Annotated in this window: 16 protein-coding genes; 5 read left to right on the top strand and 11 right to left on the bottom strand. The window is 73.0% G+C overall.

Annotation, left to right across the window (positions count from 1 at the left end; translation table 11 throughout):
- Nucleotides 1–44: 44 nt before the first annotated feature.
- Nucleotides 45–752, bottom strand: a complete 708-nt coding sequence (locus tag ACIQD7_RS17855; RefSeq protein WP_121829540.1) for a L,D-transpeptidase — start codon at nucleotides 750–752, stop codon at nucleotides 45–47.
- Nucleotides 753–851: 99 nt separating this feature from the next.
- Nucleotides 852–2,111 carry an MFS transporter gene (locus tag ACIQD7_RS17850; protein ID WP_402442616.1) on the bottom strand — a complete coding sequence of 420 codons (1,260 nt, stop codon included), beginning with the start codon at nucleotides 2,109–2,111 and terminating at the stop codon, nucleotides 852–854.
- Between the two features lie 62 nt (nucleotides 2,112–2,173).
- Between ACIQD7_RS17850 and ACIQD7_RS17845 the strand changes: the two genes are divergently transcribed.
- Entirely contained in the window at nucleotides 2,174–3,145 is a 972-nt protein-coding gene (locus tag ACIQD7_RS17845; protein WP_121829507.1) for a LysR family transcriptional regulator, read from the top strand.
- A 17-nt stretch (nucleotides 3,146–3,162) separates the two neighbouring features.
- Here the strand turns inward: ACIQD7_RS17845 and ACIQD7_RS17840 are convergent, their stop codons facing one another.
- Nucleotides 3,163–3,936 carry an alpha/beta hydrolase gene (locus ACIQD7_RS17840; protein ID WP_121829508.1) on the bottom strand — a complete coding sequence of 258 codons (774 nt, stop codon included), beginning with the start codon at nucleotides 3,934–3,936 and terminating at the stop codon, nucleotides 3,163–3,165.
- A 188-nt stretch (nucleotides 3,937–4,124) separates the two neighbouring features.
- On the opposite strand from ACIQD7_RS17840, the gene ACIQD7_RS17835 reads away from it, so the two are divergent.
- Nucleotides 4,125–5,279, top strand: a complete 1,155-nt coding sequence (locus ACIQD7_RS17835) for an adenosine deaminase (RefSeq protein WP_402442614.1) — start codon at nucleotides 4,125–4,127, stop codon at nucleotides 5,277–5,279.
- Nucleotides 5,280–5,457: 178 nt separating this feature from the next.
- Nucleotides 5,458–5,835, top strand: a complete 378-nt coding sequence (locus tag ACIQD7_RS17830) for a hypothetical protein (RefSeq protein WP_351969195.1) — start codon at nucleotides 5,458–5,460, stop codon at nucleotides 5,833–5,835.
- 90 nt (nucleotides 5,836–5,925) lie between these two features.
- Here the strand turns inward: ACIQD7_RS17830 and ACIQD7_RS17825 are convergent, their stop codons facing one another.
- The 5 genes from ACIQD7_RS17825 to afsQ1 form a co-directional block, all read right to left on the bottom strand.
- On the bottom strand, nucleotides 5,926–6,129 hold the full coding sequence (locus tag ACIQD7_RS17825; protein WP_121829511.1) for a PspC domain-containing protein: 204 nt from the start codon (nucleotides 6,127–6,129) through the stop codon (nucleotides 5,926–5,928).
- Between the two features lie 90 nt (nucleotides 6,130–6,219).
- The gene (locus ACIQD7_RS17820; RefSeq protein ID WP_121829512.1) at nucleotides 6,220–6,801 is read right to left on the bottom strand and encodes a VanZ family protein; all 582 of its coding nucleotides are present in this window, start codon (nucleotides 6,799–6,801) and stop codon (nucleotides 6,220–6,222) included.
- A 49-nt stretch (nucleotides 6,802–6,850) separates the two neighbouring features.
- Nucleotides 6,851–7,510, bottom strand: a complete 660-nt coding sequence (locus tag ACIQD7_RS17815; RefSeq protein ID WP_402442611.1) for a hypothetical protein — start codon at nucleotides 7,508–7,510, stop codon at nucleotides 6,851–6,853.
- Nucleotides 7,507–9,036: a HAMP domain-containing sensor histidine kinase gene (locus ACIQD7_RS17810; protein ID WP_121829514.1), complete on the bottom strand. Its 1,530-nt coding sequence runs from the start codon at nucleotides 9,034–9,036 to the stop codon at nucleotides 7,507–7,509. Before ACIQD7_RS17810 ends, ACIQD7_RS17815 begins: the two co-directional genes overlap by 4 nt.
- Entirely contained in the window at nucleotides 9,033–9,710 is a 678-nt protein-coding gene (gene afsQ1 / locus ACIQD7_RS17805) for a two-component system response regulator AfsQ1 (RefSeq protein WP_017239746.1), read from the bottom strand. Before afsQ1 ends, ACIQD7_RS17810 begins: the two co-directional genes overlap by 4 nt.
- Before the next feature lie 169 nt (nucleotides 9,711–9,879).
- Here afsQ1 and ACIQD7_RS17800 point away from each other — a divergent pair, with 169 nt between their 5' ends.
- The gene (locus tag ACIQD7_RS17800) at nucleotides 9,880–10,602 is read left to right on the top strand and encodes a SigE family RNA polymerase sigma factor (protein WP_381398949.1); all 723 of its coding nucleotides are present in this window, start codon (nucleotides 9,880–9,882) and stop codon (nucleotides 10,600–10,602) included.
- Nucleotides 10,603–10,811: 209 nt separating this feature from the next.
- Here the strand turns inward: ACIQD7_RS17800 and ACIQD7_RS17795 are convergent, their stop codons facing one another.
- Nucleotides 10,812–11,444 (bottom strand): uridine kinase, encoded by a 633-nt coding sequence (locus ACIQD7_RS17795; protein WP_121829516.1) that lies wholly within the window; start codon nucleotides 11,442–11,444, stop codon nucleotides 10,812–10,814.
- A 117-nt stretch (nucleotides 11,445–11,561) separates the two neighbouring features.
- On the opposite strand from ACIQD7_RS17795, the gene ACIQD7_RS17790 reads away from it, so the two are divergent.
- Entirely contained in the window at nucleotides 11,562–11,960 is a 399-nt protein-coding gene (locus ACIQD7_RS17790) for a hypothetical protein (protein WP_121829517.1), read from the top strand.
- Between the two features lie 74 nt (nucleotides 11,961–12,034).
- Here the strand turns inward: ACIQD7_RS17790 and ACIQD7_RS17785 are convergent, their stop codons facing one another.
- Both ACIQD7_RS17785 and ACIQD7_RS17780 read right to left on the bottom strand, forming a co-directional pair.
- Nucleotides 12,035–12,955: an aldehyde dehydrogenase family protein gene (locus tag ACIQD7_RS17785; protein ID WP_402442608.1), complete on the bottom strand. Its 921-nt coding sequence runs from the start codon at nucleotides 12,953–12,955 to the stop codon at nucleotides 12,035–12,037.
- A complete protein-coding gene (locus ACIQD7_RS17780) occupies nucleotides 12,948–14,384 on the bottom strand; it encodes an aldehyde dehydrogenase family protein (RefSeq protein WP_402442606.1) in 1,437 nt (478 codons plus the stop codon). The genes ACIQD7_RS17785 and ACIQD7_RS17780 overlap by 8 nt, the downstream gene beginning before the upstream one ends.
- Nucleotides 14,385–14,389: the final 5 nt, after the last annotated feature.

The following is a 14,389-nucleotide window of genomic DNA, read 5'->3' as shown; positions in this document are numbered from 1 at the left end:
GTGCCGATGAGAGCGAAGCTACCGCAGCCCACTGACAGCCGGGGTCACGTTCCCGGCTTGCGCCCGTAGACGTAGACGTCGTCCCCGTTCCGCAGCAGGTTCCAGTACGCCTTCGCGTCGGCGGACGTCATGTTCACGCAGCCGCCCGAGCCCGGCGGGTTCCACATGGACTTGGTGGTCGAGTGGAAGGCCTGGCCGCCGTCGAAGAACTGCGAGTACGGCATGGAGACGTTGTAGAGCGTCGACCAGTGGTTGATGCTCCGCCAGTAGACCTTCTTGAGGCCGGTACGGGTCTCCGTCCCGTCCTTGCCCGTGCGCACCGGCACCGGACCGTACTTCAGCGTGGCGCCGTCCTGGATCCAGCTCAGCTGCCGGGTCAGGTCCACACAGGCGATCCGGCCCTTGTTGGTCGGACACTTGCGGTCCTTGTTCGGGTTCTTCCCGGCCGCCCGCTGCTGGAGCATCGTGTTCATGGTGCGCCAGGTGATCTCCCCCGCGTACCCGGCTGTCGGCGTGATCCCGTGCTTCTTCTGGAAGGCCTGGATGGACTTGCAGTCGGCGGACGACTGGCGCCCGTCGACCTTCAGTCCCAGGAACTTCTCCACCTGCTTCTGGTACGGGCCGGTGGTCACGTTGCAGGAGGCGGCCTCCGCCGTCCCCGCCCCGAGCGCGACCGTCAGCGGCACCACCAATGCCGTCAGACCGGCCGTGACGGCCGCCTTCCGGCCCGTCCGGCGTATGACTTCCCTCATGATCCTCTGCACCCCCTGGAGTCCTGTCCCTGAAGACGTACGGGGGAGTCTGGCGGTTGCGGGCCGTCCCGGGAAGTATGGGGCCGGGAGCACGGCCCGTCAGGCGGTCGCCGGACGGATCCGCCGGGCCTCCACGCGCGCGCTGTGCGTGCCGTACAGGGTGATCGAGACGACGCCGAGGACCGCGACCAGGCCGATCAGGACCGTGCCCGCCCAGCCGCCCGCGTGGAAGGCGACCGCGCCGAGCGTGCCGCCCGCGCTGGAGCCCAGGTAGTACGCCGACTGGTACAGCGCCGAGGCCTGCGCCCGGCCCGTCTTCGCCGTGCGGCTCACCGAGGAGGACGCGACCGCGTGGCCCGCGAAGAAGCCGGCCGTGATGAGGACGAGGCCCGCCAGGACCGCCGGGAGCGCGTCGGAGAGCGAGAGCAGCAGGCCCGCGGCCGTGGTGGAGACCGCCAGGTAGAGCGCCCCGCGCCGGCCGAGCCGCCCGACCAGCTTCCCGGCCGCCGCCGAGGAGACCGTACCGACCAGGTACACCAGGAAGATCGAGCCGATCACGCCCTGCGGCAGCGAGAACGGGGCCTCCACCAGGCGGTAGCCGATCACCGTGTACACCGCGCCGAAGACCGTCATGAACAGGGCGCCGATCGCGTAGAGCCGCATGAGCAGCGGGTCGGCGAGGTGCGTGCGGACGGTCCGGGCGAGCGCCTTCGGGTTCAGCGTGCCGGGCGTGAAGTGGCGAGCCTTCGGGAGCAGCGCCCGGAAGGCGAGCGCGCACGCCAGGGAGAGCAGGCCGACGGCGGCCAGACCCGCCCGCCAGCCCCACAGCTGGGCGATCCAGCCGGACACGATCCGGCCGCTCATCCCGCCGATGGAGTTGCCCGCCACGAAGAGGCCGATCGCGCCGATCAGCGCCTTGGGCCGCACCTCCTCGGCCAGGTACGCCATCGCGGAGGCCGGGAGCCCGGCGAGCGCCGCGCCCTGGAGGGCGCGCAGCACGACCAGGGACTCCAGGTTCGGCGCGAGCGGCACCAGGAGCGCCAGGGCGACGGCGACGGCGAGGGAGACGGTCATCAGCGTGCGCCGGCCGAAGCGCTCCGAGAGGGCGCTGAGCGGCAGGACGCACAGGGCGAGGGCGCCGGTCGCGGCGGAGACCGTCCACGAGGCGGCCGACGCGGTGGCGCCGAACCCGGCGGAGATCGCCGGGAGGAGGGCCTGCGTGGAGTAGAGGAGGGTGAAGGCGGCGAGTCCGGCGGCGAAGAGCGCGAGGCTCATGCGGCGGTAGCCGGGGGCACCGGGGGCGAGACGGGTGTCGGCGGACGCGAGGGTGGCGGCCGCCTTGGTACTGGCGGAAGGCATGTCACGAACGTAGGACGACAGGTTTCATGCGTCCAATGCACGGAACTGCTGTAATCGTTCCCATGGCGCATGAGTACAGGTCACAGCCCCGGCTGTCACCGAGTAGTAACGAAGAAGACATGGGACCGCTGCTCGCGCCCCGGCTCGCGTACTTCGCGGCCGTCGCCCGGCACGAGCACGTGACCAGGGCGGCGGCCGAGATGGGCGTCCCGCAGTCGACGCTCTCGCGGGCGATGGTCCGGCTCGAACAGGACCTCGGCGTGGCCCTCTTCGCCCGCCGGGGCCGCACGGTCTCCCTCACCCCGGCGGGCCGCCGCTTCCTCACCGCCGCCGAGCGGGCCCTCGCCGAGGTGGAGCGGGCCGCCGACACCGTACGGGCCGACGCCGACCCGGCCGCCGGGCGGGTCGCCTTCGGGTTCCTGCACACCATGGGCTCCGAGACCGTCCCCGGGCTCCTCCGCGCCTTCCGGGTCGACCACCCCCGGGTCCGCTTCACCCTCGTCCAGAACTACGGCGAGGCCATGATCGAGCGGCTGCGGGCCGGCGACCTCGACCTCTGTCTGACCTCGCCGGTGCCGGACGCCCCCGACCTGGTGGCCCGGCGCCTGGACGAGCAGCGGCTGCGGCTGGTCGTCCCGGACGACCACCGGCTCGCGGGCCGCAAGCGGGTGCGGCTCGCGGAGGCCGCCGACGAGACCTTCGTGACCCTGGAGCCGGGCTACGGGCTGCGCCGCATCACCGACGACCTGTGCGCGGAGGCCGGGTTCAGGCCCCGGGTCGCCTTCGAGGGCGAGGAGGCCGAGACCCTGCGCGGCCTGGTCGCCGCCGGTCTCGGCGTCGCCCTGCTGCCCCCGCCGGCCGTGCCCCGGCCCGGGGTCGTGGAGCTGACCGTCACCGCCCCGCGCGCGGTCCGCGAGATCGGGGTCGCCTGGCTCGACGGCCACCCGGACACGGCCCCGGTGGCCGCCTTCAAGAAGTTCCTCCTGAGCAGGCGCGGCCACCTGCTCCCGAAGGAGCCCTCGCCGCCGGCGTGAGCCCGTACCGCACGGGCCTACTTCCGGCGGGCGCCCCCGAACCCCGCCGCGAGCGGCATCCGCAGCCCGAGCGGCGGGGGCGCGGCGAAGGCGTCGGTCAGCGGGCGGGCCACCGGCCGGGCGAAGAGGGCGCCGAGGACGAAGTCGGCGGCCAGGGCCCGGACCTCGTCCGCGTACTGGCGCAGCGCGTGGCCGTCCGAGTGCACCTCGAAGCGGCAGGTGTCCCGGTTCGCCTTCTTGGCCCGCTGGGCGAAGCGGAACGACAGCTCCGGGTCCGTGCGCGCGTCGTTCGTGCCGTGCACGAGCAGCACCCGGCGCCCCGCCAGCTGCCGCACCGGCTCCGGCTCCGCCGCCACGTCGTCCTCCGGCAGCCAGGGGGCGAGCGCCAGGACCGCGCCGACCGCCTCCTCCCCGGCCGCCCGCAGCGCGGCCCGCCCGCCGAGCCCGTGCCCGGCCAGGCAGACCGGGACGTCGCCGTAGCGCCGTACGGCCTCCGCGACCGCCCAGGCGGCGTCCGCCGCGAGACCGGCGTCCGTCCCGTTCCAGCCGCGCGTCCGGTAGCGCACCACGTGCGCGACCAGCCCCTCGGACCGCCCCGCCCGCACCAGGGCGCGCCCGAGCGGCAGCATCGCCGCGTGGGCCCGCGCGGAGGCCCGGCGCCGCGACGACGGCTCGCCGTCCGGCAGGAGCAGCACCACGCCGCCCACCGTCGACGTGCCGGAACCTGCGACGGGCCGTCCGAGCCGGGGTCTCCGTGCGTCGGGCGGCCCCACGAGTGCGAAGTGCGCCATGGCAGAACAGTCTCAGAAGCCGAGGTGTACGCCAGCCGTACGCGCGGTCACTGTTACGTATCGCCGCCCGCGCTTCGAACGGACGTGCCCGGCAAGCCCGTTCGACGCCCCGGGGCATCGCGGCGAACGGAACGGGAAGGCGAGCGCCACGAGGGGCGCTCTACGCGCGTAGGGGCTAGAGTGCGGCAATGACGAGCCAGACCCACAGCGTCCCCACCACGGACCAGATCCGCCGCGCCCCGAAGGTGCTGCTCCACGACCACCTCGACGGCGGGCTGCGCCCCGGCACGATCGTCGAACTCGCCCGCGAGCAGGGCTACGAGAACCTCCCCGAGACCGAACCCGATAAGCTCGGCGCCTGGTTCCGGGAGGCCGCCGACTCCGGGTCCCTGGAGCGGTACCTGGAGACCTTCGCGCACACCTGCGCCGTCATGCAGACCCGGGAGGCCCTCTTCCGCGTCGCCGCCGAGTGCGCCGTCGACCTCGCCGAGGACGGCGTCGTGTACGCCGAGGTCCGCTACGCCCCCGAGCAGCACCTGGAGGGCGGCCTCACCCTCGAAGAGGTCGTGGAGGCCGTCAACGCGGGCTTCCGCGAGGGCGAGCGGCAGGCCAGGGCGAACGGCCACCGCATCCGGGTCGGCGCCCTGCTCACCGCCATGCGGCACGCGGCCCGCTCCCTGGAGATCGCCGAACTCGCCAACGCCTACCGCGACTCCGGCGTCGTCGGCTTCGACATCGCGGGCGCCGAGGCCGGCTACCCGCCCACCCGCCACCTCGACGCCTTCGAGTACCTCAAGCGGGAGAACAACCACTTCACGATCCACGCGGGCGAGGCCTTCGGGCTGCCCTCCATCTGGCAGGCGCTCCAGTGGTGCGGCGCCGACCGCCTCGGCCACGGCGTCCGGATCATCGACGACATCGAGGTCGCCGACGACGGTTCGGTGCGCCTCGGCCGCCTCGCCGCCTACGTCCGCGACAAGCGGATCCCGCTGGAGATGTGCCCCTCCTCCAACCTCCAGACCGGCGCCGCCGCCTCGATCGGCGAGCACCCCATCGGCCTGCTCCGCACCCTGCACTTCCGCGCCACGGTCAACACCGACAACCGCCTCATGAGCGGCACGAGCATGAGCCGGGAATTCGAGCTCCTGACCGAGGCATTCGATTACACGCTCGACGACATGCAATGGTTTTCTGTCAATGCGATGAAGTCGGCGTTCATTCCTTTCGATGAACGACTCGCCATGATCAATGAGGTCATCAAGCCCGGCTACGCCGAGCTCCGGTCCGAATGGCTGTTCCAGCAGACCGCCGCGACCAGCGGATCTTCCGGTACGGAGGACTGAACGAAGCCCTCGGACAGGGACGGAGGCGGCCGGGGAGGCGCGACACCCGGCCGCTTTCCGGTGTTTGCGGAGGGGTCCGGCGCTGGTTAGGTTGCAGAGCCGCTCTGCATTCCCCATTCCCCGGATTTCCCCGCACGGCTTTCCCGAAGCCCCCGGATTCCCCAAGGAAGATTCTCAGATGAAGCAGTCCGCCAAGAAGCTCGGTGTCGTCGCCCTCGGTGCCGCTTTCGCCGCTGCCGCCGCCGGCACGGCCTCCGCCGCCCCGGTCGCGCCCGCCGCCCCCGACGCGCTCGGCCTGGTGACCCAGACCCTGCCGCTGGGCGACGGCCTCACCGAGCTCCCCGACGGTGCCGCCGAGTCCCTCGGAGCCGGGCAGGGCGCCCTCGGCCAGGGCCTGGACCAGGGCGTGAAGACCCTCCCGGCCGCCGCCGGCCAGGCCACCCAGAACCTCCCGCTCGACGCCGCCACCGGCGGCCTCGGCGCCACCCCGCTCGGCGGCCTCCTCGGCGGCCTGCCGCTGAACGGCCTCCCCCTGAACGGCCTGCCGCTCGGCTGACCCGCCCCGTACGACTCCGTACGCACGCCGAAGGGGCGCACCCCCGGAACCTTCCCGGGGGCGCGCCCCTTCGGCGCGTGCCGGCGTCCTCTACCAGGCCTCGCGCGCCGCCTTCCGCTCCGACGGCAGCAGCAGCCACAGCGCCAGGTACAGCAGGAACTGCGGGCCCGGCAGCAGACAGGACACCAGGAAGATCACGCGCATCGTCGTCGCGGAGGTGCCGAAGCGCCGGGCGAGCGCCGCGCACACCCCGCCGATCACGCGTCCGTCACGGGGGCGGATGAGTGCGGCCATGGTGGGCTCCTTCGGAGTCGGTCCGGGAGCCGCTCCGTCGGGCTCCCGATGACTCCATACTGCCGCCGGAGAGGGGGACGAAGCGTCGGTCTACCGGGCGATCGGGACCCTGGAAATCGTCGGGGTCGCACCCTGAGAACCCTCGTTCCGCAGCAGGGCGGAACCCCGGCCGCGACCGGTCCCTCCGGAGGACCCCGGGCGGCCCGCGTCCGACCTGCGGCGCAGCCAGGTCCGCCCGGCCGGAACGAGCAGGAGGTGCGCGAGGACCACGCCCGCCGTGTTCAGGAGCACCGAGTCCACGTCCACCACCTGCCCCGGCACCGCGGTCTGCAGCAACTCCACCGCGAGCGACACCAGGGCCCCGGCGGCGGCCGTGCGGACCAGGGAGGCCCAGCCGGGGACGTCGAGCCGCCCGTCGGCCATCGGGAGCAGCACCCCGAGCGGGGCGAGCAGCAGCAGGCCCTCGCCGATCAGCCGGGCCGCCTCGGCAGAGCCCAGCGCGAGATCGGCCCGGAGGCCGTCCAGGGGGATCGTGTTCGGCGCGGTCACCCAGGCCACGTCCCGTGGACGCAGGCTGACCCAGGCGACGAGCAGCAGATGCGCGACGAGGAGGACGAACCCCGTCGCGCGGACGACCACGGCGGCACTGCCGCCCGAACCTTGACGCTGCACGCCCCCCAAGACGTCACCGGGAGCGGAATCGGTTCCGCCGGGCGGCGACTCAGCCGGTCGGGGCCGCCGGGGGCGACTCCGGGACCGGCCCCGGGGCCGAGGCCGTCGCGGTCGGCGGCGGGGCCGTCGGCGGGGCGGACTCCGGGCGCTCGCGCAGCTCCGTCGTACAGCGGTAGCGCTTCGGCGCGTACGCCCCCGGGCCGCCGAGCAGCACCGTGCGGTCGCTGGTGCCCGCCGAGCTCTCCGCGAAGGAGCAGACCAGCTGCGACAGCGCGACCGGCGCCAGGTCCTCCGGCTGTCGGCTCAGCCGCAGCGTGCCCGCCGGATCGTTCCGCTGCCCGCCGCCCACCGTCAGCGGACCGCGCACCGCGGTCGTGAACCCGGCCCGCCGCTCGCTCTCCGAGGGCGCGGCGAGCAGCTGCGTCAGCAGCAGCCGGGCCGTCCGCACCGGATCGGCGTCCGCCTTCCCCTCCGGCAGCGGCGACCGGCGCTCCACCGTCTCCAGCTGCGAGCCGCAGACCAGGAACACCCGGACCGGCACGCCCCGGGCCGCGGTCCCCGGCGTCCCCTCCTCGGCCGTGCTGCACGGCACCCGGGACGGGGCCGCGCCCGCGTCCACCGGAACCGACGTCGTCCTGATCCCGCAGCCGGTGACCAGGGCGGCCAGCACGACCGCTCCGGCCGTGCGCCCGAAGGTGCCGCGCCTCACGCTTCCTCCCCCTCGCCCCGGCCGCTGCGGGTCTTGACCTCGCTCGTGATGCCGGAGGCGTCCAGGGGCAGCCGCAGCACGAACACCGCGCCGTCCACCTCCCCGTCCTCGCCCACCGAGTTCGACGCCGTGATCGAACCGCCGTGGATCAGGGCGTTCTCCATGGCGATCGACAGACCGAGACCGCTGCCCTCGGACCGGGGCCGGGACGCGCTGGCCTTGTAGAAGCGGTCGAAGACGTGCGGCAGCACCTCCTCGGGGATGCCGGGACCGTGGTCGCGGACCGCGATGACCAGCTCCCCGTCCTCCGTCCGCACCGACACCCGCACCGGCGAACCGCCGTGCTTGAGCGCGTTCCCGATCAGGTTCGCCAGGATCACGTCGAGCCGGCGCGGATCGAGCGGCGCCACGATCCCGCGCTCGGCGTCCAGGTCCACCGCGTCCAGCCACGCGCGCGCGTCCACGCACGCCGTGATCTGGTCGGCGATGTCCACCTCGTCGAGGACCAGCCGGGCGGTGCCGGCGTCGAAGCGGGTCACCTCCATCAGGTTCTCCACCAGGTCGTTCAGCCGCCGGGTCTCGCTCACCACGAGCGCCACCGCCGGGGCGATCATCGGGTCCAGGGAGTCCTGCTCGTCCTCCAGGACCTCCGTGACGGCCGTCAGGGCGGTCAGCGGGGTCCGCAGCTCGTGCGACATGTCGGCCACGAAGCGCCGCGAGGACTCCTCCCGGGCGCTCATGTCCGCGACCTTCTTCTGCAACGACTCCGCCGCCCCGTTGAACGTCCGGGTGAGATCCGCCAGTTCGTCCGCGCCGGTCACCCGCAGCCGGGTGTCGAGCTTGCCCTCGCCGAGCTGCCGGGCCGCCTCCCCGAGCCGGTGCACCGGACGCAGCACGGTCGTCGCCGCGACCTGCGCGAGCAGCACCGAACCGGCCACCGCGAGCGCGGTCGCGATCCCGAGCGACCAGGCCAGCGAGTTCAGATCGGCCTTCTCCGCCGCCAGCGACTTGAACATGTAACCGGCCGGGCCGCCGCCGTCGATCCGCGTCCCGCCCACCAGGTACGGCGTCCCGCCCCGCTCCGTCCGCTGCCAGAACAGGTGGTACGGATACGGGTTGGCGTCCGTCACCGGCCGCCGGGTGTCCACGGCGTCCCGCAGCGCACGCGGCACGTCGGCCAGGGTGAAGTCGTCCGGGTCCGAGGCGCCCACGATCGGCTTGCCCTCGTCCCGCTCGCCGAGCAGCAGCACCTGGTAGCCCGCGCTGCCGCTCGCCATCTGCTCGGCGGTCCGCCGCAGGTCGTCCTGACCGGGCCGCAGCGGCAGCGTCGCCACCCGGTTCTGCATCTCCTGCCGGAAGTCGTTGAGCGCCCCGTCCTGGGTGCGGGTCAGCACCGCCTCGCGGTTGAGCCAGTACGCGATGCCGGAGGCGGCGACGGCCGCGGTGAGCGCGACCAGGGCGAAGACGACGACGAGCCGGAGGCGCAGGCTGGACAGGCGCAGCCGCGCGAGGATCCCCCGGCTCACGCAGGGACGTCCAGCCGGTAGCCGACGCCGCGCACGGTACGGATCAGGGTCGGCGAGGACGGCACGTCCTCCACCTTGGCGCGCAGCCGCTGCACACAGGCGTCGACGAGCCGCGAGTCGCCCAGGTAGTCGTGCTCCCACACCAGCCGCAGCAACTGCTGCCGGGAGAGCGCCTGTCCCGGCCGCCGGCTCAGCTCCAGGAGCAGCCGCAGCTCGGTCGGGGTCAGCTGGAGGTCCTCGCCGTTCTTGGTGACCGTCATCGCGGACCGGTCGATGACCAGCGAGCCGTACGTCGCCGAGTCCGTCGACTCCCGCTCCCCGCGCCGCAGTACGGCCCGGATGCGGGCGTCCAGGACCCGGCCCTGCACGGGCTTGACGACGTAGTCGTCGGCCCCGGACTCCAGGCCCACGACCACGTCGATGTCGTCGCTGCGCGCGGTCAGCAGGATGATCGGCAGCTGATCGGTCCGGCGGATCCGCCGGCACACCTCGAAGCCGTCGATGCCGGGCAGCATGACGTCGAGCACGACCAGGTCCGGTCGCTGCTCGCGCAGCAGCTGGAGGCCGTCCTCGCCCGTGGCGGCGGTGGCCACCCGGTGACCCTGCCGGGACAGGGACAGCTCCAGGGCCGTACGGATGGCGTCGTCGTCCTCGATCAGCAACAGAAAAGGCACGGCAGCATTCTGTCTCATTCGGCCGTCCGAGTTCGACCGCCAGGGACCACGCTTCCGCGACGGGCCCTGTGACACGCCTGTGACAGTCGGCGGACAACGCCATGAAGTGCCGGGGGCAAGCTTCTTGGCACACGGACCGAAACACACTCCAGCCGACGGGGGGCGCGAGATGAACGCACTGCACAGCACGAACTCCGGCGCAGTTGTCACGCGTCTCCACGATGTCGTCAGGAGCACGGAGAAGTCCGGCGCGCAGAACGGACGGGGGTGCGTTCGCGGCGTCGGACGTCAGCGCAAGGCGCCGTACATGGTGGCCGTCGCTGACGGGGGAGCGGTGTACGGGGAGGCCACGGGGGAACGCCCTGGCTGTTCGGAGGCCGAGTTCACGGCCTACGTCCAGGAGCGTCGGGCCTCCCTGTACGCCACCGCCTACCACCTCACCGGTGACCGTTTCGAGGCCGAGGACCTGCTCCAGAGCGCGCTGTTCTCCACGTACCGCGCCTGGGACCGGATCAGCGACAAGGCCGCGGTCGGCGGATACCTCCGCCGGACCATGACCAATCTGCACATCAGCGCCTGGCGCCGGCGCAAGCTCAACGAGTACCCCACCGAGGAGCTGCCGGAGACGGTCGGCGAGACGGACGCGATGCGGGGCACGGAGCTGCGCGCGGTCCTGTGGCAGGCGCTGGCCCGGCTGCCCGAGCTCCAGCGCACGATGCTGGTGCTGCGGTACTACGAGGGCCGGACCGATCCGGAGATCGCGGAGATCCTGGACATCAGTGTCGGCACGGTGAAGTCGAGCATCTGGCGCTCTCTGCGGCGACTGCGCGAGGACGAGGTGCTGAGCTTCGGCCGTGACGAGGAGGAGTCCTTCGGCGAGCTGGTGGCCTGAAGGTCGGGGGGAAGGACCCCGGGAGCCCACGGGGGAAACGGGGCTCGCGGGAGACCGACGGGGGAACGACGGGGGAACACGGGGGGGACCGTACGGGGGTACGGGGATACGGGGGAAAAGAAGAAGCGGATCGTACGGGCCCGGGGGTCTCGTACGGTCCGCTTCTCGCGTGTCGGGGAAAGTCCCTACGGGCGTTCCTAGGGGCGTTCCTATGGACGGGCGGCCGGGGTGCGGTGACGGCCCGCCGCCGCGGCGGCCAGCCGGCCCAGGGCCTCCGGCTTGGCGCAGGGATGGGCGCCCAGCTCCGCCTGGCGGGCCACGATCGCGCGCTCGGCCCGCATCAGGCGCCAGCCCCGGCGCAGCAGGAACGGCACCGACTTGCGGCCTTCCCTGAGGTCCCGGGCGAGCCGGCGGCGGAACGTCGTCGAGGGGCGGCCGCGCAGACAGATCGCGTCGGCCAGGACCCCGAGGTCGCGGCAGCGGGCCACGATCTCGGCCGCGAAGATCCCCTCCGCCACGAACAGCGGGGTCCGGCCGATGTCCAGCCCCTCCCGGCCCGTGCGGGAGCTGGTGGCGATGTCGTACACGGGGACGTCGGTCCGCCCCGTACGGCACAGCTCGACGACGGCGGAGACGGCGGCGTCCGCGTCCCAGGACTGCGGCGAGTCCCAGTCGATGTCCGCGCTGCCGTCGACGAGCGGGAGCGACGGGTCGTCGTGCTCCTTGTAGAAGTCGTCGAGGCGCAGGACCGGGAGGCCGGTGACGGCGGCGAGGGACGACTTGCCGGAGCCGGAGGGGCCCGTCAGCAGGACGACCCGAGTCGGGATCGGTTGGGAACTCACGGAACACCAGTGTGAGGCATTCCCCCGTGCAGGGGACCCTCAGGGAGGGCGTTGGTATCGGGCGTCACACCTCCACTACTGTCGGTGTCCGCCCGAACACCCCCTGGAAGGAACGCCATGGCGCGTCACGCAGCCCCCCGCACCTCCCGTCGCAGCGCCCTGCTCAAGGCCGGACTCACCGTCACGGCGGCGGGCGCCGCGTTGGTCGGCGCGGGGGCCGGGGCCCAGGCCGCCGCCCCGGTGCCGGTGCCGGTGGACTCCCTGACGCAGACCGACGCCGCGGCGGCCGGGGCGGGCGCGCTCGGCGGGGTCGGCCACGCCCTCGGCCCGCTGACCCGGCTCCAGCTGGACCCGCTGGCCAACACCGGCGTCGACCCCCTCGACAACGGACTCGGCACCCAGGTCGCCGACTTCAAGCCGGTCGGCACGAACCTGGTCACCGACCACCTCACCAAGGGCGGGGCCGTGGCGGACCTGCCGGTGGTCGGACCGCTGTCGCAGGGGCTGGTGCCGTAGCGCGGACGTGGCGAAGGGCCCCCGGGGCGATCCCCGGGGGCCCTTCGCGCGTCTCCTCGTACGAGGAGCCGGGGCTAGTACGAGGAGCCGGAGGCGCCCAGGCTGCCCGTCGGGTGCCAGACCGTCTTCGTCTCCAGGAACGCCGTCATGCGGTCCGTGCCCGGGGACGCCGTGAAGTCCTCGGTGCGGCGGCGCAGGACGCGCTTCAGGTTGTCCGCGGCCGCGATCTCCAGCTCGCGGGCGAGGTCGTCGTCGGACGCGCCCGTCAGGTCGATCGCGTTGACGTCCTGGTGGGCCGCGAGGTGCGGGCCCATCTCGGAGGCCTTGCCGGAGAGCACGTTGACCACGCCGCCCGGCAGGTCGGAGGTGGCGAGCACCTCGCCCAGGGAGAGCGCGGGCAGTGGGGCCCTCTCGCTCGCGACCACCACGACCGTGTTGCCCGTCGCGATCACCGGGGCGATCACCGAGACCAGGCCGAGGAAGGACGAGTCCTGCGGGGCCAGGACCGTGACGACACCGGTCGGCTCCGGGGTGGAGAGGTTGAAGTACGGGCCCGCGACCGGGTTGGCGCCGCCCACGACCTGGGCGATCTTGTCGGTCCAGCCCGCGTACCAGACCCAGCGGTCGATCGCGGCCTCGACGACCGCGGCCGCCTTGGACTTCGACAGGCCCTCCGCCTCCGCGACCTCGCGGACGAACTGCTCCCGGCGGCCCTCCAGCATCTCGGCGACGCGGTAGAGGATCTGGCCGCGGTTGTACGCGGTCGCGCCCGCCCAGCCGCCGAAGGCCTTGCGGGCGGCGACGACCGCGTCACGGGCGTCCTTGCGGGAGGAGAGGGGCGCGTTCGCCAGCCACTTGCCCTTGGAGTCCGTCACCTCGTACACCCGGCCGCTCTCGGAGCGGGGGAACTTGCCCCCGACGTACAGCTTGTAGGTCTTGAAGACGCTCAGACGCCCCGCGGCGGAGCCGCCGATCGAACCCTTGCCGTCAGACATCGAGGTAGGCCTCCAGACCGTGACGGCCGCCCTCGCGGCCGAAGCCCGACTCCTTGTAGCCGCCGAAGGGCGAGGTCGGGTCGAACTTGTTGAACGTGTTGGCCCAGACGACACCGGCCCGGAGCTTGTTCGCCACCGCGAGGATGCGGGAGCCCTTCTCCGTCCAGATGCCCGCCGACAGGCCGTACTGGCTGTTGTTGGCCTTCGCCACGGCCTCGTCGGGCGTACGGAAGGACAGCACCGACAGGACGGGGCCGAAGATCTCGTCGCGGGCGATGGTGTGCGCCTGCGTCACGCCCGTGAAGAGCGTCGGGGCGAACCAGTAGCCGGCGGACGGGATCTCGCAGGCGGCGGTCCAGCGCTCGGCGCCCTCCGCCTCGCCCCGCTCGACCAGGTCGGTGATGCGGGCCAGCTGCTCCGAGGAGTTGATGGCGCCGATGTCGGTGTTCTTGTCCAGCGGGTCGCCGAGGCGGAGGGTGGACAGGCGGCGCTTGAGCGCGTCGAGCAGCTCGTCCTGGACGGACTCCTGGACCAGGAGGCGGGAGCCCGCGCAGCAGACCTGGCCCTGGTTGAAGAAGATGCCGTTGACGATGCCCTCGACGGCCTGGTCGATGGGGGCGTCGTCGAAGACGATGTTGGCGCCCTTGCCGCCCAGCTCCAGGGTGACCTTCTTGCCCGTGCCCGCGACCGAGCGCGCGATGGCCTTGCCGACGGCGGTCGAGCCGGTGAAGGCGACCTTGTTCACGTCGGGGTGCTCGACGAGCGCGGCACCGGCGTCCCCGTACCCGGGAAGGATGTTGACGACGCCCTTCGGCAGCCCGGCCTGGCGGCAGATGTCCGCGAAGAACAGGGCGGTCAGCGGGGTCGTCTCGGCCGGCTTCAGGACGACCGTGTTGCCGGTGGCGAGCGCCGGGGCGATCTTCCACGCCAGCATGAGCAGCGGGAAGTTCCACGGGATGACCTGGCCGGCCACGCCCAGCGGGCGCGGGTCCGCGCCGTAGCCGGCGTGGTCGAGCTTGTCGGCCCAGCCCGCGTAGTAGAAGAAGTGCGCGGCGACCAGGGGGAGGTCCGCGTCGCGGGTCTCCTTGATCGGCTTGCCGTTGTCCAGGGTCTCCAGGACGGCCAGCTCGCGGCTGCGCTCCTGGATGATCCGGGCGATCCGGAAGAGGTACTTGGCGCGCTCGGAACCGGGCAGCGCGGACCACTTCTCGAAGGCCTTGCGGGCCGCCTTCACCGCGCGGTCGACGTCCTCGGCGCCCGCGCGGGCGACCTCGGACAGGACCTCCTCGGTGGAGGGGGAGACGGTCTTGAAGACCTTGCCCTCGGCCGCGTCGACGAACTCGCCGTCGATGAACAGGCCGTAGGAGGGGGCGATGTCGACGACGGACCGGGACTCGGGCGCCGGCGCGTACTCGAATGCAGATGCCATGTTGA

This window comes from Streptomyces sp. NPDC093071 (assembly GCF_044754545.1).
Taxonomy (GTDB): Bacteria; Actinomycetota; Actinomycetes; order Streptomycetales; family Streptomycetaceae; genus Streptomyces.
Note: the sequence above shows the minus strand (reverse complement) of the source record. Positions and strands in the feature narration are given on the sequence as shown.

Bases quoted from the DNA above. Each gene is read 5' to 3' on its own strand.
- ACIQD7_RS17830 (WP_351969195.1), top strand. From the start codon at position 5,458: ATGAAGCAGTCCGCCAAGAAGCTCGGTGTCGTCGCCCTCGGTGCCGCT.
- ACIQD7_RS17825 (WP_121829511.1), bottom strand. From the start codon at position 6,129: ATGGCCGCACTCATCCGCCCCCGTGACGGACGCGTGATCGGCGGGGTG.
- ACIQD7_RS17790 (WP_121829517.1), top strand. From the start codon at position 11,562: ATGGCGCGTCACGCAGCCCCCCGCACCTCCCGTCGCAGCGCCCTGCTC.
- ACIQD7_RS17855 (WP_121829540.1), bottom strand. From the start codon at position 752: ATGAGGGAAGTCATACGCCGGACGGGCCGGAAGGCGGCCGTCACGGCC.
- ACIQD7_RS17800 (WP_381398949.1), top strand. From the start codon at position 9,880: ATGAACGCACTGCACAGCACGAACTCCGGCGCAGTTGTCACGCGTCTC.
- ACIQD7_RS17845 (WP_121829507.1), top strand. From the start codon at position 2,174: ATGGCGCATGAGTACAGGTCACAGCCCCGGCTGTCACCGAGTAGTAAC.
- ACIQD7_RS17785 (WP_402442608.1), bottom strand. From the start codon at position 12,955: ATGTCTGACGGCAAGGGTTCGATCGGCGGCTCCGCCGCGGGGCGTCTG.
- ACIQD7_RS17840 (WP_121829508.1), bottom strand. From the start codon at position 3,936: ATGGCGCACTTCGCACTCGTGGGGCCGCCCGACGCACGGAGACCCCGG.
- ACIQD7_RS17835 (WP_402442614.1), top strand. From the start codon at position 4,125: ATGACGAGCCAGACCCACAGCGTCCCCACCACGGACCAGATCCGCCGC.
- ACIQD7_RS17780 (WP_402442606.1), bottom strand. From the start codon at position 14,384: ATGGCATCTGCATTCGAGTACGCGCCGGCGCCCGAGTCCCGGTCCGTC.
- ACIQD7_RS17850 (WP_402442616.1), bottom strand. From the start codon at position 2,111: ATGCCTTCCGCCAGTACCAAGGCGGCCGCCACCCTCGCGTCCGCCGAC.